This is a genomic window from Halobaculum sp. MBLA0143 (assembly GCF_041361465.1).
Classification (GTDB): Archaea; Halobacteriota; Halobacteria; order Halobacteriales; family Haloferacaceae; genus JAHENP01.
Map to the genome: position 1 here is coordinate 870,743 of NZ_JBGKAC010000001.1, position 22,985 is coordinate 893,727.

At 72.0% G+C, this 22,985-nt stretch carries 24 protein-coding genes; 5 read left to right on the forward strand and 19 right to left on the reverse strand.

Translation table 11 applies throughout. The features are described from left to right. Positions 1-8 precede the first annotated feature (8 nt). Positions 9-209 (forward strand): hypothetical protein, encoded by a 201-nt coding sequence (locus RYH79_RS04545; protein WP_370896682.1) that lies wholly within the window; start codon positions 9-11, stop codon positions 207-209. Between the two features lie 63 nt (positions 210-272). Here the strand turns inward: RYH79_RS04545 and RYH79_RS04550 are convergent, their stop codons facing one another. Next, entirely contained in the window at positions 273-545 is a 273-nt protein-coding gene (locus RYH79_RS04550) for a hypothetical protein (RefSeq protein WP_370896683.1), read from the reverse strand. Next, entirely contained in the window at positions 542-1,093 is a 552-nt protein-coding gene (locus tag RYH79_RS04555; RefSeq protein WP_370896684.1) for an HIT family protein, read from the reverse strand. Before RYH79_RS04555 ends, RYH79_RS04550 begins: the two co-directional genes overlap by 4 nt. A 144-nt stretch (positions 1,094-1,237) precedes the next feature. Between RYH79_RS04555 and RYH79_RS04560 the strand changes: the two genes are divergently transcribed. Continuing rightward, positions 1,238-1,438, forward strand: coding sequence for a DUF7835 family putative zinc beta-ribbon protein (locus RYH79_RS04560; protein WP_370896685.1), 201 nt, complete (start codon positions 1,238-1,240; stop codon positions 1,436-1,438). Positions 1,439-1,495: 57 nt separating this feature from the next. Here RYH79_RS04560 and map read toward each other — a convergent pair whose 3' ends face one another. From map to RYH79_RS04575, 3 genes are all read right to left on the reverse strand, one after another. Then, positions 1,496-2,389, reverse strand: a complete 894-nt coding sequence (gene map, locus RYH79_RS04565; protein ID WP_370896686.1) for a type II methionyl aminopeptidase — start codon at positions 2,387-2,389, stop codon at positions 1,496-1,498. A gap of 92 nt (positions 2,390-2,481) precedes the next feature. Beyond that, the gene (locus RYH79_RS04570; protein WP_370896687.1) at positions 2,482-5,325 is read right to left on the reverse strand and encodes a hypothetical protein; all 2,844 of its coding nucleotides are present in this window, start codon (positions 5,323-5,325) and stop codon (positions 2,482-2,484) included. A 185-nt stretch (positions 5,326-5,510) separates the two neighbouring features. Further along, positions 5,511-5,816, reverse strand: coding sequence for a hypothetical protein (locus RYH79_RS04575; protein WP_370896688.1), 306 nt, complete (start codon positions 5,814-5,816; stop codon positions 5,511-5,513). 267 nt (positions 5,817-6,083) lie between these two features. Here RYH79_RS04575 and RYH79_RS04580 point away from each other — a divergent pair, with 267 nt between their 5' ends. Beyond that, the gene (locus tag RYH79_RS04580) at positions 6,084-7,418 is read left to right on the forward strand and encodes an adenylosuccinate synthase (protein WP_370896689.1); all 1,335 of its coding nucleotides are present in this window, start codon (positions 6,084-6,086) and stop codon (positions 7,416-7,418) included. A gap of 90 nt (positions 7,419-7,508) precedes the next feature. Here RYH79_RS04580 and RYH79_RS04585 read toward each other — a convergent pair whose 3' ends face one another. The 11 genes from RYH79_RS04585 to RYH79_RS04635 all read right to left on the reverse strand — a co-directional run bounded on the left by RYH79_RS04585 (position 7,509) and on the right by RYH79_RS04635 (position 18,538). Continuing rightward, a complete protein-coding gene (locus tag RYH79_RS04585; RefSeq protein ID WP_370896690.1) occupies positions 7,509-7,958 on the reverse strand; it encodes a hypothetical protein in 450 nt (149 codons plus the stop codon). 127 nt (positions 7,959-8,085) lie between these two features. Beyond that, positions 8,086-9,009: an ornithine carbamoyltransferase gene (gene argF / locus RYH79_RS04590; RefSeq protein ID WP_370896691.1), complete on the reverse strand. Its 924-nt coding sequence runs from the start codon at positions 9,007-9,009 to the stop codon at positions 8,086-8,088. Between the two features lie 78 nt (positions 9,010-9,087). Beyond that, positions 9,088-10,305, reverse strand: a complete 1,218-nt coding sequence (locus tag RYH79_RS04595) for a [LysW]-lysine hydrolase (protein ID WP_370896693.1) — start codon at positions 10,303-10,305, stop codon at positions 9,088-9,090. Next, positions 10,302-11,408 carry an aspartate aminotransferase family protein gene (locus tag RYH79_RS04600; protein WP_370900762.1) on the reverse strand — a complete coding sequence of 369 codons (1,107 nt, stop codon included), beginning with the start codon at positions 11,406-11,408 and terminating at the stop codon, positions 10,302-10,304. Before RYH79_RS04600 ends, RYH79_RS04595 begins: the two co-directional genes overlap by 4 nt. A gap of 92 nt (positions 11,409-11,500) precedes the next feature. Then, the gene (locus tag RYH79_RS04605) at positions 11,501-12,400 is read right to left on the reverse strand and encodes an acetylglutamate/acetylaminoadipate kinase (protein ID WP_370900764.1); all 900 of its coding nucleotides are present in this window, start codon (positions 12,398-12,400) and stop codon (positions 11,501-11,503) included. 29 nt (positions 12,401-12,429) lie between these two features. Further along, positions 12,430-13,467: an N-acetyl-gamma-glutamyl-phosphate reductase gene (argC, locus tag RYH79_RS04610; protein ID WP_370896695.1), complete on the reverse strand. Its 1,038-nt coding sequence runs from the start codon at positions 13,465-13,467 to the stop codon at positions 12,430-12,432. After that, on the reverse strand, positions 13,464-14,414 hold the full coding sequence (locus tag RYH79_RS04615) for a RimK family alpha-L-glutamate ligase (protein ID WP_370900767.1): 951 nt from the start codon (positions 14,412-14,414) through the stop codon (positions 13,464-13,466). The genes argC and RYH79_RS04615 overlap by 4 nt, the downstream gene beginning before the upstream one ends. 2 nt (positions 14,415-14,416) lie before the next feature. Further along, a complete protein-coding gene (lysW, locus tag RYH79_RS04620; RefSeq protein WP_370896697.1) occupies positions 14,417-14,587 on the reverse strand; it encodes a lysine biosynthesis protein LysW in 171 nt (56 codons plus the stop codon). A gap of 368 nt (positions 14,588-14,955) precedes the next feature. Continuing rightward, a complete protein-coding gene (gene argH / locus RYH79_RS04625) occupies positions 14,956-16,485 on the reverse strand; it encodes an argininosuccinate lyase (protein ID WP_370896699.1) in 1,530 nt (509 codons plus the stop codon). A 3-nt stretch (positions 16,486-16,488) separates the two neighbouring features. Next, complete coding sequence (locus tag RYH79_RS04630; protein ID WP_370896701.1) at positions 16,489-17,673, reverse strand: argininosuccinate synthase; 1,185 nt, start codon at positions 17,671-17,673, stop codon at positions 16,489-16,491. 256 nt (positions 17,674-17,929) lie between these two features. Further along, entirely contained in the window at positions 17,930-18,538 is a 609-nt protein-coding gene (locus tag RYH79_RS04635) for an NUDIX hydrolase (protein ID WP_370896703.1), read from the reverse strand. A gap of 761 nt (positions 18,539-19,299) precedes the next feature. Between RYH79_RS04635 and RYH79_RS04640 the strand changes: the two genes are divergently transcribed. Together RYH79_RS04640 and RYH79_RS04645 are read left to right on the forward strand one after the other, a co-directional pair. After that, positions 19,300-20,235 carry a 1,4-dihydroxy-2-naphthoate polyprenyltransferase gene (locus RYH79_RS04640; protein ID WP_370896705.1) on the forward strand — a complete coding sequence of 312 codons (936 nt, stop codon included), beginning with the start codon at positions 19,300-19,302 and terminating at the stop codon, positions 20,233-20,235. After that, positions 20,232-21,362, forward strand: coding sequence for a mandelate racemase/muconate lactonizing enzyme family protein (locus RYH79_RS04645; protein ID WP_370896707.1), 1,131 nt, complete (start codon positions 20,232-20,234; stop codon positions 21,360-21,362). The genes RYH79_RS04640 and RYH79_RS04645 overlap by 4 nt, the downstream gene beginning before the upstream one ends. A 3-nt stretch (positions 21,363-21,365) precedes the next feature. Here the strand turns inward: RYH79_RS04645 and RYH79_RS04650 are convergent, their stop codons facing one another. The 3 genes from RYH79_RS04650 to RYH79_RS04660 all read right to left on the reverse strand — a co-directional run bounded on the left by RYH79_RS04650 (position 21,366) and on the right by RYH79_RS04660 (position 22,891). After that, entirely contained in the window at positions 21,366-21,596 is a 231-nt protein-coding gene (locus tag RYH79_RS04650) for a hypothetical protein (RefSeq protein ID WP_370896709.1), read from the reverse strand. An 82-nt stretch (positions 21,597-21,678) separates the two neighbouring features. Then, positions 21,679-21,867 (reverse strand): DUF5786 family protein, encoded by a 189-nt coding sequence (locus tag RYH79_RS04655; protein ID WP_370896711.1) that lies wholly within the window; start codon positions 21,865-21,867, stop codon positions 21,679-21,681. Positions 21,868-21,952: 85 nt separating this feature from the next. After that, positions 21,953-22,891 (reverse strand): carbohydrate kinase family protein, encoded by a 939-nt coding sequence (locus tag RYH79_RS04660; protein WP_370896713.1) that lies wholly within the window; start codon positions 22,889-22,891, stop codon positions 21,953-21,955. Between the last annotated feature and the right edge of the window lie 94 nt (positions 22,892-22,985).

Here is a 22,985-nt window from a genome sequence, read left to right on the forward strand (position 1 = left end):
AACAGGGTATGAGTCAGACCCACGATGACAGCAAGACCGGTGACGGCGAGTGGGTGTACCGCAAGTCCGACGGAGAGGAGACTGAAAGAGTATCCGATGAGCCGTCGGCGGTGGAAGAAGTAAAACAGCAGGTAGTATCGTCGAAGTACATCCCAGTCGTCAACTACGACGCGGAGAACAAGACGATCAGTATCACGACTCGGCTGTAGTTCGCCGCGACGGCTGTCTCCCGAAAACAGCGTCCGCGCGTTCTTCGACTGACGCCCGGGAAGTCACACGTACAACGAAACTTGCCCGAGGACGGCGACGACGCCGACGGCCAACAACAGCCAGATCCCGAGCGCACGCCACCCCTCCGAGGGGCCGTCGTCGCTCGTGATCTCCACCCAGCCGGCTGCGACCGTGAAGCTCCCGAGTCCGGCCACCACCGCCGGCAGCGTGAACAACGCCGTCCCCAGCGCCTGTAGCCCGAGCGAGACGGCAACGAGCCCCAGCGAGACGGTGAGCGTCACGCGCGGACGCGCCGGCGGGACGGACGGACTCACTCGAACGACACCTCGACGGCCGCGTCCTCGTCGTCCGGCCGCTGGCCACACGGCAACTCCGCGAACGCCTCCCGGAGGAGGTCGTACGTCTCGTCGATCGCCTCCACGATCACCGTCGTGTCCGAGATCACCGGCATGAAGTTGGTGTCGCCGGTGTACCGCGGGACGACGTGGGTGTGGACGTGGTCGTCGATAGAGCCGCCGGCGGCGTCGCCGCCGTGGTTGAGTCCGGCGTTGAGCCCGTTCGGGTCCAACGCCGCGCGGACGGCGTCGAACGTCGCCTGCTTCAGCCGGGCGTGGTCCGCGACGACCGCCGGCGAGAGCGCGGCGTAGTCTCCTTCGTGGGCGTCCGGGATCACCATGACGTGGCCAGGGTTGTACGGGGCGTTGTTGCAGATCACGAACGAGTGGGGTGACCGGGCCACGATCCGACTCGCCCGGTCGTCGTCGCGGGCCGGCAGGACGCAGAACGGACAGCCGTCCACCGCGTCCTCGTGGTCCTCCCGCCGAATCCACTCGATCCGCCAGGGCGCGAACACCTGTTCCATGTGTCTCCGTCCACCTCGGGCGTCTTCCCCCTTCCGCTCGTGCCCGCCGACTCGCTGCGTTCCCGGCCGTTCCGGCGGTCGAACGTACCAGTGCAGTTATACTCGGGGTACGGTTTTAAATAGGACAACGACGACGTGTTACGCATGGCCACACAGCCCGCTGGGACGGACAGCGTGCGCGAGCGGTGTCGGGAGTGCGGCCGCGAGACTTCCCACCGCGTCCGGGTGGAGATCCGGACGGAGAGCGAGGCAGCCGAGAACGCCCAGTTCTCCCGTGAACCGTATCGCGTGTCGACGTGTACAGAGTGTGGCACGGAGTCCGTCACCCGCATGAACAACGCCTGAGTCGCCTCCGCGCCGCCCGCCCTCCACGGCCCGCCGCCGAACCAGCCGACGGCCCACTCACTCGAATAGCCCGCGGGTCGTCACCTCGATCCCGTCCTCCCGGACGAGGATGGTGTGTTCCGCCTGGCTGACGAGCCGCCCCGGCTCCTCCGTCAACACCGGGTACCCCTTCACGATCCCCTGTTGGGTCAGTCGGCGCAGCGCCATCTCCGCCCGCGAGGTGTCGAGCGCCCGCGCCGCGAACGGCAGTCCGTCGAACTCTCGGATCTGTTCTAACGCCTGGCGGGCCGACCGGTTCCGGACGGACCGATCCTCCACGAGTTCGAAAATCTCCTCTTTCGACCCCTCACCCACCTTGCCGCGGCCGTCTGTGGCGAACGGCTCGATGGCGACCGCCTGGCCGGGCTCTAGCTCGACGGAGCGGTCGACCCCGCGGTTCGGCACGTTCGGCCCCGTGTGGGCGTCGAACCGTTGGACGCCGTGGCCCGAGAGATTGTACACCGGGGTGTAGTCGTACGCCTCGATCACGTCCTCGATCTCGGCCCCGATCTCGCCGACTGGCACCCCCGGGCCGGCGGCCTCGACTGCGGCGGCCAGCGCCTCCTCGGCGGCCTCGACCAGCTCCGGCGTCTCCGAGAGATCCACCGTCACCGCCGCGTCCGCGATGTAGCCGTCGACGTGGACGCCGATGTCCAGACACACCATCTCGTCGTCGAACTCCGTCTCGTCTTCGCGTGCCGGTGTCGCGTGGCTCGCTTCCGCGTCGACGCTCACGTTCACCGGGAACGCCAGCCCGTCGCCCAGCTCTCGCACCCGGTCTTCCGCGTACTCCGCGACCTCCAGGTGGGTGACGCCCGGCTCGATCATCTCCCGCGTCTCCCCCATCACCGTGGTGAGCACTTCGCCGGCCTCGCGGTGGCTCTCCAACGCCGCTTCGTCGAACTCGGTCATGGCCGCAGCTTCGACTGTCGCGTCCAAGTACGTTGTGGGACGGGCCGCCGTCCGGGTCTCCTGCGGTTCGTCCCCTCGGCCGTTCCAGGCAGTCAGGGCAGGTCGCCCAGCCCGTACCCCTGGCGTCGGGCGACGGCGAACGCGACGGCGACGGCAGCGGCCAGGACGGCGATCCAGGCGGTCAGCCCGGCGGCGGCGCCGGGCGTGGCGCCGGCGGCGCCGACGGCGGCGACGACCGCACCCCCGAGGACGACCCCGCCGACCCCGCCGACGACGGCGCTACCGCCGACGGCCACGAGCCGACGGCGGCGGGTCTCGCCCAAGTCCGCGACGGAGAACGGCTCCAACGCCGGCGCGTCCAGCAGCTCGGCGTCGACGAAGGCGGCGTACGACGACCCGGGGGCGTCCGACGACGCCTCGTACGACCGGCGGACGGCGGCGAGTCGGTCCGGAACCGTGCCGCCACTGCCGGGCGTGTCCAACAGCGTCCCGCCAGAGCCCGGGAACACCGCCGCCTCGGAGACGGGTGGGTAGCGCCACCACGCCCGGAACGCCGCCAGCCAGCCGACGAGCGCCGGGTGTCGCCCGGCGGGTCGGGCGGCCGCGACGGCGACTGCCGCGAGACAGACCACGGCCTGGAGTCCGACCGGGACGGCCGGCAGCCCGCCGACGCCGAGCAACGGCGCACCGGCGCCGAGCCCGTCCAGCGCGCCCGACAGCGCCGCGAGCGTCAGCGTCGCCGCCGCGGCGACCGCGCCGGCGACGGTGGCCCAGCCGACGGCCGCGGCGCGTCGACGTGCGGTCGTCGCCGGCGCAGTGATCGTGAACCGGTGGTCCTCCGGCAGCCGCTGGGTCAACAGCTCCGCCAGGAACGCCTCCAGGTGGGTGTCGTCCGCGCCGGTCTCGCGCACCTCCTCGGCCACCGCCTCCACGACGGTGACGAACGCGTCCGTCGCCTGCCGAGTCCGGTCACCCAGTGCCTGGCGGTCGACACGCTCTGCGGCCTCGCCGACCAGTTCCACCCCGTCTGCGGTGTCGTCAGGCTGGATCACCACGTCCGCCCACTCCGTCTCCCGAGTGCGGCCGGCGTCGGCGACGACCACCCCGGCCCGCGGCACCGTCTCGCGCACCCACCGGAACAGCTCCACCGCCTTCGAGTGTGTCGGGACCCCGAAGTCCGCCGTACCGGACTCCAGCAGGGCCGCGAACTCGCCGGGCACGTCCGGCTCGAACGGCGTCGCGTCCGTCGCGTGCTCGAACACGAGCGACGGGCCGGTCGTCCCCTCCGCCGGCCGCCAGCCCAGTTCGTCGACGGTCGCCCGCACCGTCTCCACGAACGTCTCCACGAGTTCGTCGGGCGCGGCCCCCGACGCCTCGAAGTCGGCGAGAAACGTCTCCGGTCCGTTCCGGACGGCCGTCACCGTCCCCCGAGCGCGACCACGCGCCGGGTCGACGGCCAACGCGACCCCGTGGTCTGCCGCCCGGACGGCCCGTTCGTCGACGCCCGGCTCGTCTCGCTCTGTCGACAGCGCCAGCTCTCCGGTCGCCGTCTCGTACAGCCGGAGCTCGTAGCTCGCGGCCGGCGCGAGCCCGAGCTTCGGCCCGCCGCGCCCGGTCGACTCCGTCGAGACCGCCCGGCGCGCCGGCCCGTCAGCGTCTGCACTGTCACCCCCGAGGTCGCCGTCCGGCGGACCACGACCGGCGCTCGTGGGGTCCGGGCCACTACCGATCGGTCCCGGGTCGGTGTCCGCGGAACCACGGCCGCCCCCAGCCGGTTCTGGGTCGGTGTCCGCAGGACCACGGCCGCCCCCAGCCGGCTCCGGGTCGGCGTCCACTCCCCCCGTGTCACCGGACCCCGTGTGGGCGTCCGTCGGCGCCGTCGACCCCGAACGCTCTTCCGGCGTGGCGTCGGCCGAACGGCGCTCGTCGCCCGGCTCCGACCCCTCGCGGGGGGTGTGGTCGGGCCCGCCTCCGAGCACGTCGCTCGCCGGGTCCGGCTCGTCGCGGCGGGTGCGGTCGGGGGCTCCACGCGGCACGTCGTCGGGCGCGTGTGGGCTCCGGGGAGAGCCCGGGTCCGGCGACCCGGCGTCCGCGTCGCCGCGGGCGGGGTCGGTCGACCCCCCGCGTTCCGTGTCGTCTGTCAGCCCGTCGAACGGGTCCCCCCCCGACAGCGCCTCCAGGTCGAACTCGTCGTCCCCCGTCGCCGGCTCGCCGGTCGGAGCCGTCGAGGCGTCGTCCCGACTCCGGCCGACGCCACCGGGTGCGCCGCGGGTCGGGTCCGTCGCCGACGGGTCGGTGCCGTCGGACGGAGTCCCGGACGTTCCGGCGCCCGGCAGCGGCTCCACGACCGGCTCCGAGGCGTCGGGGTCGCTCGTCACCACCACGTCCACGCCCGACGGCGGGTCGAAAGCACCCGCGTCCGACTCCGTCACGACGACGGACGACGGCCGACCGTCGGCCGTCCGGACGAGGTGGTTGAACACTGCCACCGCGTCGGGGGTCGACGGGGTCGTCACGAGCGCCGGCCGGTCGCCGACAGCCCCTCCGAGCGACGACTGCCCGGCCGCGACCGGGTCCAGCGCCCGGTTGTCCAGCTTCCGGAACACGGTCCGGGTGAGACTGTCGTCGGCGACCCGCCAGCCGTTGGTCTCCAGCCCGGAGTCGACGAACCGCTCGAAGTTGCTCCAGGGCGGCTCCGGTACGCCGGCGTAGCCGTCGCCACTCCAGCGCCCCTGCGCGACGACCGGTCGACGCTCCCCGTCGACCGTCGCCGCGAGGAGACACCGGATCTCCCCCCCGTCGGCGTCCGCCCGGTAGGCGGCGAGTACCCCCGTCTCGAAGTCACGACGGGCTCTCGCGGCGTCGTTCCGGCGGACGTCGTCACCGTCGATCGGGCGGCCGGCCGCGGCGTCGAACAGGTTGACGCGGAGGCTCACGCCGGCTCACCCGGCAGACGGCACGACTCACTCTGAGAGGACATCTGACTCGGCGGACGTTCACGACCGGGGCGCAAAAATCCTCTCCCACGACGGCCCGGCGACTCTCGCCGGGGGCGCCGAGGGGTGTGGAGGCCGCGAGCGTCCCCGTGTAGAGCAGCGTAGGGTGGAGGTCGACAGCCGCGTCAGTTCTCCAGTTCCGGTGCGTCTTCGATCCGCATGCCGCCGATCTTCTCCGTGATCTCGTCGAGCTTGCCGTCCAGGTCGTCGACGAACTCGGCGGTCCGCTCCGTCGTGATCGCCCCCTGGCTCGACGGCTCGATCAGGTTCTCCTCCTCCAACACCCGCAGCGAGTACCGGACCTTGTGGTGAGGGTAGCCCGTCTCGTTCGACATCTTCACGATCCCGATCGGCTCGTTCTCGATCACCATCCGCAACACCTTCAGGTGCCGTTCCAGCATGTCGACCTCCTTCTCCAGTCGATCTATCATGGCACTTGTTAACTTGTCCCTACCAGATTTAAAGGTTCTCCCTCGGGCCGACCGCCGAGATCGGACGGTGGTGCGAGAGTGACGACACCCGGACGCGGTCGGGTGACGTGTCTCGGCGGCTCCCGACGAGGCTGATTCGCATCGGGCTTGTTCATCTCGGGATTTGAATGTTCGGGGAAGACGGACCCGTTGCCGCGACCCCTCGTCTCGGCGCCCGGCCGGCGGACCGAAATCGCTTTGCCCCGGCCTTCGGAAGTTGCGTGCGGTATGACTGTCACCATCGTCGGCACCCAACTGGGCGACGAGGGCAAGGGAGCCCTCGTCGACCGCTACGGCGGGGCCGCCGACGTCGTCGTCCGGTACCAAGGAGGAGACAACGCCGGCCACACCGTCGTCGAGGACGGTGAGGAGTACGCGCTGTCGTTGGTCCCCTCCGGTGCCGTCCGCGGGACGACTGGCGTGCTCGGCAACGGCTGTGTCGTCAACCCGCAGACACTGTTCTCCGAGCTCGACGACCTCCGCGAGCGCGGGCTGGAGCCGGACGTGCGCGTCGCCCGCCGTGCACACGTCATCTTCCCGTACCACCGTCGGCTCGACGGCATCGAGGAAGAGGCCAAGGCCGACTCCGGCGAGGAGATCGGCACCACCGGTCGCGGGATCGGCCCCTCGTACGAGGACAAGGCCGCCCGCCGGGGGGTCCGGGTCGGTGACCTCCTGGCGCCGGACGTGCTCCGCGAGAAGCTGGAACACGTCGTCCCACAGAAGCGCGCGCTGATCGAGGACGTGTACGACGCCGACGCCGGCGAGGAGTGCGACCTGGAGGCGCTCCACGAGGAGTACGCCGACTACGGCCGTCGGCTCGGCGAGGAGGGGATGACCGTGAACTGCGGCGACTACCTCGCCGACCGACTGGCCGACGGCGACAACGTCGTGTTCGAGGGTGCACAGGGCACCTGTATCGACGTCGACCACGGCAACTACCCGTTCGTCACCTCTTCGAACCCGACGGCCGGCGGCGCCACCGTCGGCACCGGGCTCGGTCCGACCGTCGTCGGCGACGGCGAGGTGATCGGCGTCGTGAAGGCGTACCTCTCGCGTGTCGGCTCCGGCCCGATGCCGACGGAGCTCGACGGTGACGACGAGGCGGAGGCCCTCGCGACGGAGATTCGCGAGCGTGGCGGGGAGTTCGGCACCGTCACCGGTCGCCCGCGCCGGGTCGGTTGGCTGGACCTGCCGGTGCTCCGGCACGCCGCCCGCGCCAACGGCCTCACCGGAATCGCGGTCAACCACCTGGACGTGCTCGCCGACCTGGACGAGCTCGCCGTCGGCCACGCCTACGAGCTCGACGGAGAGACGATCCACACCCCACCGACCCGCACGGAGGCCTGGGAGGAGTGCTCCCCCGTCACCCGGTCGTTCGAGCCGTGGCCGGACGTGGACTGGGACGCCGTCGCCGACGAGGGGTACGACGCGCTCCCCGCCGCCGCTCGGACGTACCTGGAGTACCTGGAGTCGGAGTTGGACACGGAGGTGTACGCCGTCGGCGTCGGCCCGGACCGCGACCAGACGATCGAACTCGTCGACCCCTGGGACCGGGTCTGAGCCTCGCGTCCGTTCCCGACTCGGACTCTCTCGTCTGTTCTCGGACTCCCCCGTCTGCTTTCGACTCGGACTCTCTCGTCTGTTCTCGACTCAGACTGCGTCGGCGGTGACCCGGCCGACAGCGACGGAGCCGACGAGGTAGACGCCGACGGCGACGAGCAGCCCGCTCGCGGTGCCGACGAGCAGGTCCGGCGTGTCGGTGACGAACCCGACCGCGAACATCACCACCCCACCCAGGTCCAGTCCGAGTCCGAACAGCCTCGGTCCCGGTGACTCCTCGGAGGCGTCGACCAACTCCCCGAACGACGCCCCCTCGTCGTCTGCCTCGCCGGCCAGCCCGACGAACCACGGCACGAACAGGTACGAGCCGACTCCCGAGAGGACGCCCGCGATCGACCCGTACGGGAGGCTCTCCAACGCAGTCAGTCCGACGGCCCCGAACGCGACCGGGAAGCCGACGAGCGACGAGAGCCCGATCAGACGGGACACCAGTTCGTTCGACACGGATTCGTCAGTCGACGCGGATTCGTCAGTCGACACGAGAGAACGACAGGAGGCTCTCGAACAAGAGTCCCGTGGCACTGTCTCCGCTCGGACACAGCGTGTAGGAGATCCGTCACGAGCCGCTCGGCGCGGTTGCTCGGACGATACCCGAGAGACCGACGGGCTACCCCACCGTCAGTTCCAGCAACGCCTCCTGGGCGTACAGTCTGTTCTCCGCCTGCTGCCAGACGACCGACTGACCGCTCTCCAACACCGCCTCCGTCACCTCCTCACCCCGGTGGGCCGGCAGACAGTGCATGAACACGGCGTCGTCCGCGGCCAGCCCGAGGAGGTCGCTGTCGACACCGAACCCCCCGTCGACGAACGCCGCGCGCTTGTCCCCGTCCGGGTCTTCGCCCATGCTCACCCACACGTCAGTGTAGACGGCGTCCGCGTCCGCGACGGCCGCCGCCGGGTCCGTCGTCGTCTCCGGTGGCCCCCCGAGCGCCACCGCTCGCTCCAACAACCCGTCGTCCAGGCCGTACCCCGCCGGCGTCGCCACGGTGAGGTCCACACCCAGCGCCGCACAGCCGACGACCAACGACCGACAGACGTTGTTCGTGTCGCCGACCCAGGTCAGGCTCGCGTCCAGTCCGACCGTCTGCCGGAGCGTCAACAGGTCCGCCAGCGTCTGACACGGGTGGGCGGCGTCCGTCAGCCCGTTGACCACCGGGACGCTCGCGTACTCCGCGAGCGTCAGTAGGTCCTCGTGGTCGAACAGCCGGGCGACGATCCCGTCGACGTAGCCGGACAGCGCCCGGGCGGTGTCCCGCAGCGGCTCGCCGGCGCCCAGTTGGAGGTCGTCCGGCCCGAGGAACTGGGCGTGACCCCCCAGCCGCGTCAGCCCGGTCTCGAAGGAGACGCGCGTCCGGGTGGAGGGTTTCTCGAACAACAGGGCGACCGTCTGGCCGGCCAGCGGCGACCCGGAGGGGTCGTCCGCGCGGGCCGTAGCGTCGGCCAACAGCCCGCGCAGCGCCGCCGGCGAGCGGTCGTCGACGGTCGTGAAGTCGTCTGCTTCCGTGGTGTCGTGTGGGGGTTGCATCTGCATGGTGTGTCGTGACAGCGTATGGTGTGGTGGCGGTGCGTCCGTGCCGGAAGAGGAGAAGGTGGGTGGGGTGGGAGGCCCCTATCGCAGTCGCTCGACGGCGTCGACGAGGACGGCCGTCGCGTGGTCGACCGCCGGCAACGGGACGCGTTCGTCGCTCGTGTGGTCCAGCGTGGAGTCGCCCGGGCCGTACGTCACCGTCGGGACGCCCCAGGCGTCGGCGTACAAGTTGGCGTCGGCGGTGCCGGTCTTCCGGAGCAGCCGCGTGTCGCCGCCGGCCGTCCTGATCGCCGCCCGGAACGCCCGCGCGAGCTCCGTCCGCGGGCTGGCGGTCGTCGGCGGAATCGCCGTCCCCCACGACAGCGTCCCGTGTGGGGTCGCGTCGACGACCCGCTCGCGGAGCGTGGCCGCGGTCGTGTCCGGCGGAATCCGGAACTGCGCCTCGACGGTCGCCCGGACGGCGCCGTCCTCGGTCGACCCGCCGTCGAACTGGGTCGGCGTCGCGGTGACGGCCGTCGACACCCCCTCGGCGTCGCCGGCGGGCTCGTCCGGCGGCCGAGCGGTGTCGTCGTCCCCGACGAGCGTGCCGCCGTCGTCGACGACCCGGTCGGCGATCCGGCGCCACCACGCCGTCGCGTACTGGACGGCGTTGGGCTCCGGTCGAGAAGCGTGGCCCGCGGCCGTCTCCACCGTGTACGTGACCGGGAGGAACCCACGGTAGCCCAGCGTGAGCGCGTCCCAGCCGGACGGCTCCCCGTTGACGACCGCAGCCGGCGCCGGGCGGTCACCGACGAGGTGGCGCGCGCCGCGCGAGCCGCGTTCCTCGCCCACGACCGCCGCGAACGACGCCCCGGTCTCGACGGCCGCGACCGCCATCGTCGCCAACGGCCCGGTGGCGTCCACGCTGCCGCGACCCCACAGTTCGGCCACCTCGTCGTCGCCGCCGACGTCCGGCACCGGACTGTGGCCCCAGCGCGCCTCGGCCGCCGAGACGGTCTCGACCCGCACTGGCACCTCGCCCGGCACGGTGTCGACGTGTGAGGTGAGCAACACGTCGTCGCCTTCTTCGGTCCCCGGCGCCGGCGCACGGACGTTGCCGACGGCGTCCGTGTGGACCTCGCGGCCACACCCGCGGAGGAACGCCGCGAGCAGCCGCCCGGCGTCCGCCTCCTCGCCCGACGGCGACGGCGTCGCCACCAGGTCACACAGTAGCTGCCGGACGGGCGTGTCGAGCGCCGCCGACTCGGCGGGCGAGTCGACGGCGTCCGTCCCGGCGGCCGCGCGGCCGTCGACGGTCACGACAACACCTCCACGAGCGCGTCCACGAGCCGGTCGGCGTCCGACTCCGTCACCGTCAGCGGCGGGAGCAGACGGAGCACCGTCCGACCAGCCGGCAGCGCCAGCACGTTCTCCGACAGCGCCAGCTCCCGGAGCACCCGGTTCGCGCCACGACGGAGCTGGACACCGAGCATCAGCCCGGCGCCCCGCACCTCGCGGATCGGGAGGTCGTGTGTCTCCGTGGCCGCCTCGATCTCGGACCGGAGGTACGAGCCGACGGCGGCGGCGTGTTCCGGCAGCCGTTCGTCCACGATGGTGTCGAGGGTGGCGACCGCGGCGGCACACGGAATCGGGTTGCCGGAGAAGGTGGAGCCGTGGTTGCCGGCGCCGTCGGCGAGCCAGTCGGCACACAGTGTCGCCCCCAGCGGCAGCCCGGAGGCGACCCCCTTGGCCGTCGTGACGGCGTCCGGGACGATCCCGGCGCGCTCGCAGGCCCACAGCTGTCCCGTCCGACCGAGCCCGGTCTGGATCTCGTCACAGACGAGTGCCGCGCCCGCCTCCGCGGTCGCCTCGCGGGCGGTCTGGAGGTAGTCGACGCTCGCGGGGTGGATACCGCCTTCACCCTGGATCGGCTCCAGGAACACCGCCGCAGTGTCCTCGGTGACGGCCTCCGCCAACGCCTCGCCGTCCCCGTACGGGACGAACCGGACGCCCCGGGGGATCGGGTCGAAGCCGGCGCGGTACTTCGGCTTCCAGGTGAGCGACAGCGCCCCCATCGTCCGGCCGTGGAAGGCACGCTTCGCCGCGATCACCTCCGTCCGACCGGTGGCAGATCTGGCGAACTTCAAGGCCGCCTCGACCGCCTCGGTCCCGGAGTTACACAGCCAGACGTTGTCGAGACTGCCCGGCGCGATCGCGCCCAGCTTCTCGTAGGTCGCCGTCCGGGTCGCCGTCGGGTACGACGCCTGGACGTACAACAGGTCGCCCGCCTGCTCGCGGACCGCGCTCACCACGTCCGGGTGGCAGTGGCCGACCGGGACACAGGCGTACGACGCCCCGAAGTCGAGGTACTCCCGACCGTCCGTGTCCACGAGGTGGACGCCGTCGCCGCCGGCCAGCTCCAACGGCTTCTCCGAGAAGACGAACCCCTCTCCTTCTCCTTCGCTCTCACCTTCGCCTCCGCCGGCGCCGTCCGCCGGCGACTGGTCGACGTCGCTCACTGTTCCACCTCCTCGGCGACGGCCGCGCGGTCGATCCGAGTGCCGGCACCGCCCAGCGCCGCCACGACGGGGTCGCGCACGCCGGCGTCACCCACGACGACCGCAGGCGCGCCCGCCGACAACGCCTCCTCGGCGGCCATCACCTTCCGGGTCATGAACCCCTCCGCGGCCGTCTCCAACTCGGCGAACCCCGCGGGCGTCGACACCCGTTCGATCAGCGTCTCCGGGTCGTCCGGATCGGCGTACACCCCGGCCACGTCCGTCAGCGCCACGAGCGGCGCCGACAGCGCCCCCGCGACGGCCGCCGCCGCGCGGTCGGCGTCCGCGTTGGCCGGGAGCGACTCGTCGCCGTCCGCGGCGAACATCGGGACAGTGACGACCGGGACGTGACCCGCGTCCAAGAGGAGTTCCAGCAGTTCCGTCCGGACGGACTCGATCCGGCCGGAGTGGTCCCCGCGGCGCACCTTCCGACGGCCGTCCTCCTTCACCCGGACGGTGCCGGTGCGCGGCCCCGTGAGGAGCCCGCCGTCGACGCCCGAGAGGCCGACGGCGTCGACGGTCTCGTTGCGGAGTTGGGCGACGAACTCTGTGTTCAGCCCGCCCGCCATCGTCATCGTGAACAGCTCCATCGTCTCGGCGTCGGTGAACCGGCCGGTGACGCCGTCGGGCGTCTCGACGTACTCCGGCTCGCGGCCGACCCGTTCCAGCGTCTCGTCGACGGCGGTCGACCCACCGTGGACGACCACCACCCGGACGCCGTTGGCGACGAGGTGGGCCACGTCGCCGACGGCGCCCGCGGGATCCACGGCGGCTGCACCGCCCACCTTCACCACGACCGTCTCCGGGTCGAGCGCGTCCGGGTCCGGCTCTCTGCCGCCGTCGGCCGCGAACGTCACGTCCGCCGGCGGGGCCGCGTCGAACCCCGTCACGGCGCACCCACCGGGTGGAGTCCCCGACTGTCCAGACCGGCCGTCTCAGACAGCCCCAACGCCACGTTCGCGGCGTGGACCGCCTGGCCGGCCGACCCCTTCTGGAGGTTGTCGATCGCCGAGAACACGACGACACGGCCGGCGTCGGCGTCCACCTCGAACCCCACCTCCGCACGATTCGTCCCGGCGACACACTTCGGCTCCGGGTAACGGTAGACGCCGCTCCCGCCGGCGACCAAGTCAACGAACGGCTCCGTCTCGTAGGCGTCCCGGTAGGCGTCCCACAGGTCGCGTTTCGACACCGGGTCGACGAAGGCGTGACAGGTCGCACTCGCGCCCCGGGTCGTGTCGACCGCGTGGGCGGTGAACGCCGTCTCGATCCCGAGGGACGCCTCGATCTCCGCCTGGTGGCGGTGGCCCGTCGGCGCGTACGGCCGGACGACGCCGGAGCGCTCCGGGTGGCTTCCCGCGGTGCCGTTGCCGGCACCCCCCTCGCTGGAGCCCACCTTCACGTCGACGACTACCGTGTCGTCGACCGCGAGGTGGCCGGCGTCGACCAACGGCGCGAGTCCCAGGATCGTGGCCGTGGCGTTGCAGCCGCCGGCCGCGATCAGGTCCGCGCCGGGTAGGCCCTCGCGGTCCAACTCCGGCAGGCCGTAGACTGCCTCCGACAGCAGCTCCGGCGCGTCGTGGCCGTCGTACCACTCGTCGTAGGCCGCCTCGTCGGGCAGCCGGAAGTCCGCCGACAGGTCCACCACCGTGTCGGCGGCCTCGCGGAAGGCGTCGATCCGTTCCATGCTCACGCCGTGTGGCGTCGCCGCGAACAGGAGGTCAGTCGACGGCAGCTCCGCCGGGTCGGTGAACCGAAGGTCCAGGTCGCGCAGGTTCGGGTGGACCGTCCCCAGCGAACGGTTCTCGTACTGTCTGGAGGTGACGGCCGTCAGGTCGACCGCCGGGTGGTCCGCCAGGATCGCACACAGCTCTCCGCCGGCGAACCCGGAGCCGCCAACGACCGTCGCGGTGTAGTTCGTCATGGCGTCGCCTGGAGTGTCGTCGCTGCGGTCTGTTCGAGCCAGTCGACGACCGTCGCGGGCACGTCCGCCTCGACGGCGTCGTTCAACGCCTGGAACTCGACGGTGTGGTTCACCTCGTGGACGGTGTAGCCGTCGTCGCCGGTCTCCATCAGGTCGACGCCGAGGAGTCCGCCGCCGACCGCCTCCGCCGCGGCCGTCGCGAGCTCGGTCGCTTCCTCGTCCAACTCGAACGCCGCCGTCTCCGCGCCCCGCTTGGCGTTCGTGAGCCAGTGGTCGCCCGCGCGGGTCATCGCCGCGACCGGCTCCGTCCCACAGACGAGGACCCGCACGTCCCGGCCGGGCTTGGCGACGAAGTCCTGGACGTAGAACACCTTGTGCTCGTAGTGGCCCAGCGTCGCCTTGTGCTCGAGGACGGCCTCCGCGGCCGCACGTCCCTCCAGCTTGGCCATCAGCCGGCCCCACGAGCCGACGACCGGCTTCAAGACACAGGGGTAGCCGAACGACTCGACGGCCGAGAGCGCCGACTCCGTGTCGAACGCCACCGTCGTCGCCGGCGTCGGCACGCCGGCCTCCGAGAGCGCCAGGCTCGTCTCGACTTTGTCCGCACACAGCCTGGCCGTCGCCGGATCGTTGACGACCGGCACGTCGTAGGCGTCCGCGAACCGAGTCGTGTACAGCGACCGCGAAGTGGCCAGACACCGGTCTAAGACCACGTCACAGCCCGACAGGACGGCCGCGCCGTCCGTCACGTCGCCGTCCGTAGCGTCTGTGTCGTCCGCGTCGCTCTCGGCACCACCGGCCGCCTCGTCCGCGTCGCCCGCGGCTCCCACCGCGAACGTCGTGTCGCGCACGTCCACCTTCCGCACGTCGTGGCCGCGGTCGCGCAGCTCGGACAACAGTAGCTTCTCGTCCCGTCTGATTCGGGAGTACAGCAGGCCGATCTCCACGCTCACTCACCCCAGTCCTCTTCGAGCTCCGGTGCTCGATCGAGGACCGGCGGCGCCGCCTCCAACACTTCGAGTTCCACTCCACACGTCTCACAGTCGAGTATCTCCCCGGCCTCGTAGTCGTCGTGCAGGGTCACCGTCCCCCCGCACTCGACGCAGTCTGCCTCGGTCATGGCGTACCTCCCCGTCCGTACCGGATCTACTTCAATTCATCGATAACTGTTGTGCAATAATAAAGTAGAGCGGCCGCTAGCGGGGTTCCACACGGTCGCACCACGCCCCGGGAACCGGTCCCCAGACGTGGGTCGCTCCCCCGAGCGTGGGTCGGCAGGCCGTTCGGCGGTGGTGGTGTGGTGTGTGCCCCTCTCGGGGCGGCGGCAGCGGCGCCGTCGCCGGACGGGGTCGTCGCGTTCGGCGGGTGCTCGGTCGTCGCGTTTGTCGCGTTCGGCGCGTCCGGCGTGTCTGTCGCGTTCGGCGCGTCTGTCGCGTGCGTCGCGTTCGGCGCGTCTGTCGCGTGCGTCGCGTTCGCGCCGCTCGTCGATCAGACACGGTCGTCCACCTCCTCGGTCAGTCGGGCGGCGGCGGCCGCGAGCGCGTCTCGGCGGTCGGCGACGGCCGTCTCGTCGGCCTCGACCTCCGCGCGGGCCGTCGTCACTTCCTCCGTGGTCGCCGTCGGCGCCGGGCCGCCGGCGGAGTCGCGCTCGGCCACGCTCGTCGCCGGCGCCAACACGGCCGCCAACCGGTCGCGGGCGACGTACGCCTCCACCGCTTCGCCGGTCGACGCCCGGACGGCGGCGTCGACGGCGTCGACGGCCGCCTCTGGGTCGTCGTCGTCCAACGCGGCCTCGGCGTCTTCGGCCGCGGCCGCGACCGCCTCGTGGGCCGTCCGGAAGGGGAGCCCGGCCCGTGCGAGCGCGTCCGCGACGCCGGTCGCCGCGGAGAACCCCTCGCCGGCCGCGGCCGTCAGCGCCGACTCGTTCCAGTCGGCCGTGGCGACGGCGCCGGCGGCCACCTCCGTCGCCTCCGTCACCGCGTCGACCGTCTCCCAGGCGTGGGGGGTCGCGCGCTGTAGGTCGCGGTTGTACGCCCGCGGCAGCCCCTTCAGCGTGGTCAGGAGTCCGTTCAGCCCCGCGGCGGCGTCCCCGGCGGTCGCCCGCACCAGCTCCAACGTGTCCGGGTTCACCTTCTGGGGCATGATCGAGGAGGTGGAAGCGTAGTCGTCGGCGGGCGTCAGGAACCCACGGTTGGCGAACAGGAGCGTGTCCTCCGCGAGTCCGGACAGGGTCGTCGCGTGGGTCGCCAGCGCCGTCGTCGCCTCCACGAGGAAGTCACGTCCGGCCGCGGCGTCGGCAGCGTTGCGGACGACGCCGTCGAACCCGAGCAGCCCGGCCGTCCGCTCGCGGTCGATCTCGAACGGCGTGCCCGCGAACGCCGCCGCCCCCAGCGGCGACCGGTTCGTCCGGTCGAACGCCGCCAACAGCCGCGCAGTGTCGCGCCCCACGGCCGCCTCGTACGACAGCGCCCAGTGGGCCACCGTCGTCGGCTGTGCGGGCTGGAGGTGGGTGTAGCCGGGCATCACCGTCTCCGTGTTGTCGGCGGCGACCGCCGTCAGCGCCGTCCGCAGGCCGACGGTCGCCGCCGCAGCCGCGAGCAGATCCTCGCGCAGCCGGTGCCGGATACACGCCGCCACCTCGTCGTTGCGTGAACGGGCGGTGTGCATGCGGCCGCCGTCCGGGCCGACACGGTCGACGACCGCCGACTCGATCGCCTCGTGGACGTCCTCGCCGTCCGGCAGCGCGTCGTGGCCGGCCGCCTCCACGTCGTCCAGCGCCGCCAGGATCTCGCTCGCGACGCCGTCGTCGACGATCCTCTGTTCGGCCAGCATCACGACGTGGGCGCGGTCGACGGCCAAGTCCGCCGCGAAGATGCGTTCGTCGGCCGCGAGACTGGAGAGGAACGACCGCGCCGGACCGCCGCGGAACCGCTCCCCGCGGACGACCGTCCCGGACTCCGTTCCGTCGTCGGTGTCGCCCGCCTGGCCGCCGTGGCCGTCGGTCTCGCGGTCAGTCACGGCTCACTCCCCGTCGTCGGCACCGCCCGACAGGCGGCTCTGGAAGCCGTGGTACTTCGCGACGCCTGTCGCGTCCGCCTGTTCGATGTCGCCGACGGCGGCCGTGTCGAACGACGCCGCCTCCGCGGAGTAGGTGGCGTGTGGCGACTCCCGGCCGACGACCCGCGCCTGGCCGCCCTCGAACCGGACGGTGACGGCTCCCGTGACACGCTCGTTCGTCTCCGCGAGGAAGCCGTCCAGCGCGCTCACGAGCGGCGCGTCGATCAGCCCCTCGTAGGCCTTCTGTGCCCACTGTTGGCTGACGTGCTGGGTGAACTGACGCTCCGCCTGGGTGTGGACGAGCCCGGCGAGCCCCTCGTGGGCCGCGAGCAGGGTCGTCGCAGCCGGGTGTTCGTAGTTCTCGCGCACCTTCAGCCCGAGCATCCGGTCTTCCATCAGGTCCGTGCGGCCGACGCCGTAGCGACCGGCGAGTTCGTTCAACGCCTCGATCAGTGCGACCGGTTCCATCTCCTCCCCGTTCAGCGCGACGGGGTAGCCGGACTCGAACGCGATCTCCACCTCGGCGGTCTCGGCCGTCGGGTCGTCCGTCCACTCGTAGATCTCCGTCGTCGGGACGTGATCCGGTTGTTCTAGGTCGCCCCCCTCGACGGACCGCGACCAGAGGTTGGTGTCGATGGACCAGGTGCCGCCGTCACCCCCCTCTACCGGGAGGTCGCGCTCGGCGGCGTACTCCATCTCCCACTCGCGGGTGAGCCCCAGTTCGCGGACGGGGGCGATCACGTCCAGGTCACCGGCGCGCCACACCGTCTCGAACCGGAGCTGGTCGTTCCCCTTCCCGGTGCAGCCGTGTGCGAGCGCGTCACAGTCGTGGTCCTGCGCGACCCCGAGGATCTCCTCGGCGATCACCGGGCGCGCGAGCGCCGTCCCGAGGGGGTACCCCTGGTACGTCGCCTCCGCGCGCACGGCGTCCAGACACAGCTCGGCGAACTCGGCTCGCGCGTCCACGACGTAGTGCTCCAGGTCCAACGCCTCGGCGGTCGCCTCCGCCTCGGCGAACTCCGCCTCGGGCTGACCGACGTCCACCGTGACGCCGACCACCTCGTCGTAGCCGTACTCCTCTTTCAGCAGCGGAACACAGACGGTCGTGTCCAGTCCGCCACTGAACGCGAGCGCGACGCGAGCTGTCATCGTACACAGACAACGACGACACGGGCATAAATTTGACGTTGTCACTTCAGCAAAATAATCGGAGAGCGGACGCTACGCGGCCGAAGGGTGGGGCGACGACGGGGAGAGAGGGTAGTGTCGGGCCTAACGGCCCGGTCGCGGTCGCACGGCTCGCGGGAGCGGCGAGAACGGAGTGGCGGAGCGAGCCGTCATCTCGAACAGACGTAGCAGGCGGGGGTACATAAATCGTTTCGCCGTGGCGAAGTTCGCCGGGCGACTACCACCGGTCGAGCCGCTCCAGCACCGTCTCTAGCTCCGCGGTCCACTGGGCGTCCGACGGGAACGACCGGAACCAGTCTGCGGTCTCGACGGTCTCGTCGGCGACGCCCAGTTCCGCATCCGGGGGAATCTCCGTCCGTTCTGGGCGCGCCGTCCAAGTGACGACAGTGAACGACAGCGTCTCGTCGTCACAGCGGTGGACGGACTCGGTCAGGAGGTGCGGGCGCTCCGGCACCACCGGCACCCCCGTCTCCTCGCACACCTCGCGGACGAGCGCGTCGGCCAAGTCCTCGCCCGGCTGGACTGTCCCGCCGGGAGCGTGCCAGGCGTCGTGGTCCGCCTCGCGGACGAGCAACACCCGGCCGTCGTCGTCCACGACCGCGCCGACGGCGACCCAGCCGCTCTCGAACGCCTCCGCACCCCGAAGCCGCTCGAACGTCTCCGGGTCGTACGTCGTCTCGTCGCGTCGGACGAGCAGGTCGTCGTACTGCTCGCGGGGATCGGTGACGGTCACGGTGAGGAGATCGGCGTCGGTTCTCCCGCCCTCGAACGGCTCTCTGCGGTCCTGGTCTTCGTCGTCTTCCGGTGGTTCGTTCTGGTCGCTCACTGTACGACGCGAGTGACACGTAACGCGTCACGACACAAGAAATTCCGGGCCGGTCGGGTCTGTGACCACTCCTCGGAGTAGCCCAGTTCGAACCCCAGAACCGCCACCAGTAGGACGAACGTCGAGCCCGTCGTGACGAGGACGAACCGACGGATCGTCACACTGCCGAGTCCAGAGGCGACGGGCGCGACAGAGGTGGTGGAGGGCTCTATTTCGAGCAAGAGTAGCGCGGCACCCCCGTGCAACAGAGTCGAGTCGATCGGCTGTGCTCGCCCGTTCCGCTCGATCCAGCTCTCGTGGCTGCGCAGTAGGAGAACGCGGAACTCACTGTCGTCGACTCCGTCCTCGACGACCCCCTGGGCTCGCTCCGAGTCCGAGACGCCGAATTCGCAGTGATCGGCGTCACGACGCACGCGAACAGGCCACCGAACGACGAGAGAATCGCAGTCGCCACCGCAGCGGAGGAGACGAAGTTGGGTAGTTCGGTCGCTACAGGGTCCACGACCGTGGATTCGCCAGCGTCGGTCGACCCGACACTGACCACGCTCGGGAAGATTCCGACGATAGCCACGTCGAGTCGTACGTTCCGGAGCGCCCGCCGCAACTGTTCGTCCGACACGCGACCCTGCTCTCCTTCGGTTCGACTCCCGACTGCGGTCGCGTCGCTGTTGTTCTCCGGACGACTCCCGCTCACGCCCGCACCGACGCCCCACCACCCACGGACCACAGTCGCTTTCACGCTCGCACCCCTCCCACCGACGATGAGTACGACCGAGGAGGTGTCCCGGTCGCGGGCGTGGCTGATGGCCGCCCGGCCGCAGACGCTGCCGGCGGCGGCGGCGCCGGTCGTGGTGGGCGTCGGGCTCGCGGTCGGCAGGGGTGTGTTCCGGCCACTGCCGGCGCTGGCGGCGCTCGTCGGCGCGGCGCTGATCCAGGTGGGCACCAACTTCGCCAACGACTACTACGACGCGGTGAAGGGGGCAGACACGGACGAGCGGGAGGGGTTCACCCGTGTGACCGCCGACGGGCTGATCGAGCCCCCCAGCGTGAAACGGGCGATGTGGCTGACGTTCGCGGCCGCAGTCGGTGTCGGGACGTACCTCGTCGCCGTCGGCGGGCTGCCGATCCTGGTGATCGGCCTGTTGTCAGTCGCCTCTGGAATCGCCTACACCGGCGGTCCCTACCCGTTGGGCTACCACGGGCTGGGTGACCTGTTCGTGTTCGTCTTCTTCGGGCTCGTCGCCGTCGCCGGCACCTACTACGTCCAGGCGGCGGCGGCGTTGGCGCCCGCCTTCTGGCGGCTCGTGCCGTCGCCGGAGCTCGTGCCGCTCGCGGCCGTCGTCGCCGGGATTCCGGTCGCGGCCGTCTCGACGAACATCCTCGTCGTCAACAACGTCCGCGACCGGGAGGAGGACGCCACCACGGGCAAACGGACGCTGGCGGTACGGTACGGCTACGGCTTCGCCCGCGGGGAGTTCCTGACGCTCCTGGGGGCGGCGTACACCGTTCCGGCCGTGTTCGCGCTCGCGGGCCAGCCGACCGCGCTGCTCCCGTTCGTGACGCTGCCGTACGCCGCGCTGATCGCCCGGACGGTGGTGACGGAGACGGCGGGCGAGGCGCTCAACCCCGCGCTGGAGTCGACCGGGAAGCTGTTGGCCGCCTACGCCGCCCTGTTCGCCGTGGGGCTGGCGGTGTGACCGTGACGCCGACCTGGCGCACGCGGTCGTTCTCGCTGCCGTTGGCGTCGCCGCTGGGGACCGCGAACGGGGAGATCAGGCGCCGCGAGGGGCTGCTCGTCGGCGTCGACGGCGACTGCGCCGACGGCGGCGATTCGGTCGGCGTCGGCGAGGCGACGCCACTCCCCGGGTGGACGGAGTCGCTCGCGGACTGCCGGGCGGCGTTGCAGGCCGCGACGGGGGGCGACGGCGCTCCCGTCTCGCCGCGTCGGGGCCGACTGCCCGGCCCGGAGACCCCGGCCGCGCGCTTCGCCGTGACGCTCGCGCACCGGGACCGACTGGCCCGCCGCCGGGGAGTGTCCGTCGCGGCGACGCTGGCGACCGACCCACCGGCGACGGTGCCGGCGAACGCGACCGTCGGTGACGGCGACCGGGAGACGACGGTCGCGGCCGCCCGCGGGGCGGTCGCGGCGGGGTTCGAGACGCTGAAGCTGAAGATCGGCGCCCGCGACCCGGCGACGGACCGCGAGCGCGTCCGAGCGGTCGCGGACGCCGTCGGCGAGGCGTCGGGTGCGACCGCCGACCCGGACTCCCCCGGGCCGACGCTGCGGGCGGACGCCAACGGCGCCTGGAACCGCGCGACGGCCCGCGAGACGCTCTCGGCGTTGGAGGGGGTCGTCGCCTACGTCGAACAGCCGGTGCCGGCGACGGACCTGACGGGGCTGGCGGCGCTGCGGGGGGTCGGCGCCCCGGTCGCGGCCGACGAGGCGTTGGCGGAACACGGACCGACGGCGGTGCTGACGGCAGACGCGGCCGACGTACTCGTCTGCAAGCCACAGGCGCTCGGCGGGCTCGAACGGACGCTCGGGGTCGCGCGGACGGCCGCCGTCCGGGGCGTCGACACGGTCGTCACGACGACCGTCGACGGCGCGGTCGCACGGACCGCGGCGACACACCTCGCGGCCGCGGTCACGGCGACGACCGGGCGGACTCGCGCCCACGGACTGGCCACCGGTGACCTGCTCGCGCGGGACGTACAGACGCCGGACGGAGAGCCGATTCCGGACCCGGTTCCGGTCTCGGACGGTCGCGTCCCGGTGCCGACGGGACCGGGGCTGGCGGGCGACACGTTCGCGTCGGTGGTGTGAGGCTCACGCCGTCTCGGCGGCCGGGGCCACGGGAGCGACCACGCTCGCGACGACGGCCGCGACCGTGACGGCTACGAGGAGTGACAGGACGACGGGGGTGGCGGGGACCACGACGGCGCCGACGAACACGGAGAAGGCGACCCGCGAGGCCGGCAGTTCGGTCACCGGGAGCCCGACGACCGGGACCGCGAGGACGCCGGCACCGGCCGCGGCGAGGAGTCGTTTGGGCTGCACTGTCGACTGCTGTGTGCAGAGACGCGCGCTGCAGATGTCGACGAGACGGGTCGTTCCCGGCGGGAGAGAAACGGGTGAGGAGTCAGTCCTCGTCTTCTTCGTCTTTCATGTCCTGGAGCTTCGAGACGAGGTCGGACGTGGACTCGTCCGTCTCGAAGTTCACGTCGCCGTCGTGGTCGTTCTGGTGGACGTCGACGGTCGCCTCGTCGCCCGGACCGTCCTCGGACTGCTGGCGTTCCTGCTCGGACTCGTCGTAGCTTCCGAAGCCCATGTTCCACGCTGAACGGTCCACGGCAATAAACCCCGGCTCTCGTGGTCGCCAGAGCGTGCGGGCGCCTCACACGGTCGGTCCGGCGTCACTCCAGCAGCCGTTCGACGGCCGCACGGTCGGGGAGCGCCGCCATCGCGCCGCGGGCCGTGGTGGACTCGGCGGCGACGGCGTCGGCGAACCGGAGCGCGTCCGACAGCGGTCGTCCGTTCCCGAGCGCGTGGACGACGCCCGCGGTGAAGGCGTCGCCCGCGCCGGTGGTGTCGACGACGTCCGCCGGGAACCCCTCGTGGGCCGTCTCGGCGGGGCCCCACGGTGCCGCCGGGGTCGCGTGGGCGACGGCGCCGTCCGCGCCGCGGGTGACGAGCGCCGTGTGCGGGCCGGCGTCGGCGACGCGCGCGGCGACGCCGACGGGGTCGCCGTCGTAGCCGGCCGGCCGGAGGTCCTCGACGGAGGCGACGAGTACGTCTACGTCCGGGAGGACGCGGGAGAGCGTGTCGGCGTAGTCGAAGGAGGTCCACAGCTGTGGGCGGGCGTTCGGGTCGAGCGACACGGTCGTGTCCGGAGGCGCCCGCTCCAGGAGGTCGAACACGGCGCTCCGGGCGGGCTCGTGGGCCAGCTCCACGCCGCCGAGGTGGAGCCACTCCGTGGCCGCGAGTCGGTCGTCGCCGACGCGGCCGGGCTGGAGCCGGGTGGTGGCGGTGCCGTCGAGGTAGAGCACGAATCCACGGTCGCCGTCGTCGTCGGCCGAGACGACGGCCAGTCCCGTTGGGGCGTCCTCGTCCCGTTGTACGAGGTCGTCGGGAACCCCTTCGTCGGCGAGCGTGCCCGCGAGGAACTCCCCGAGTCCGTCTTCGCCCAGTCGTGTCCAGAACGCCGGCGGGGCCCCGAGCCTGGCGAGTCCGACCGCCACGTTCGCCGGGGCGCCGCCCGGGCGGCGGTGGAACGTCTCCCGTGCCGCGAGCGACCCCGGTCCGTCCGGGTGCATGTCGACGATGGTCTCGCCGACGACGAGTGTCTCCTGCACGCTCGGCCGTCCGCGGGCGACCCACTCGAACCCGTCGCTCCGACCGGGAGAGCATTGAAGTTCTCCCGCCGACGACTGTGGAGACGGTGCAGTC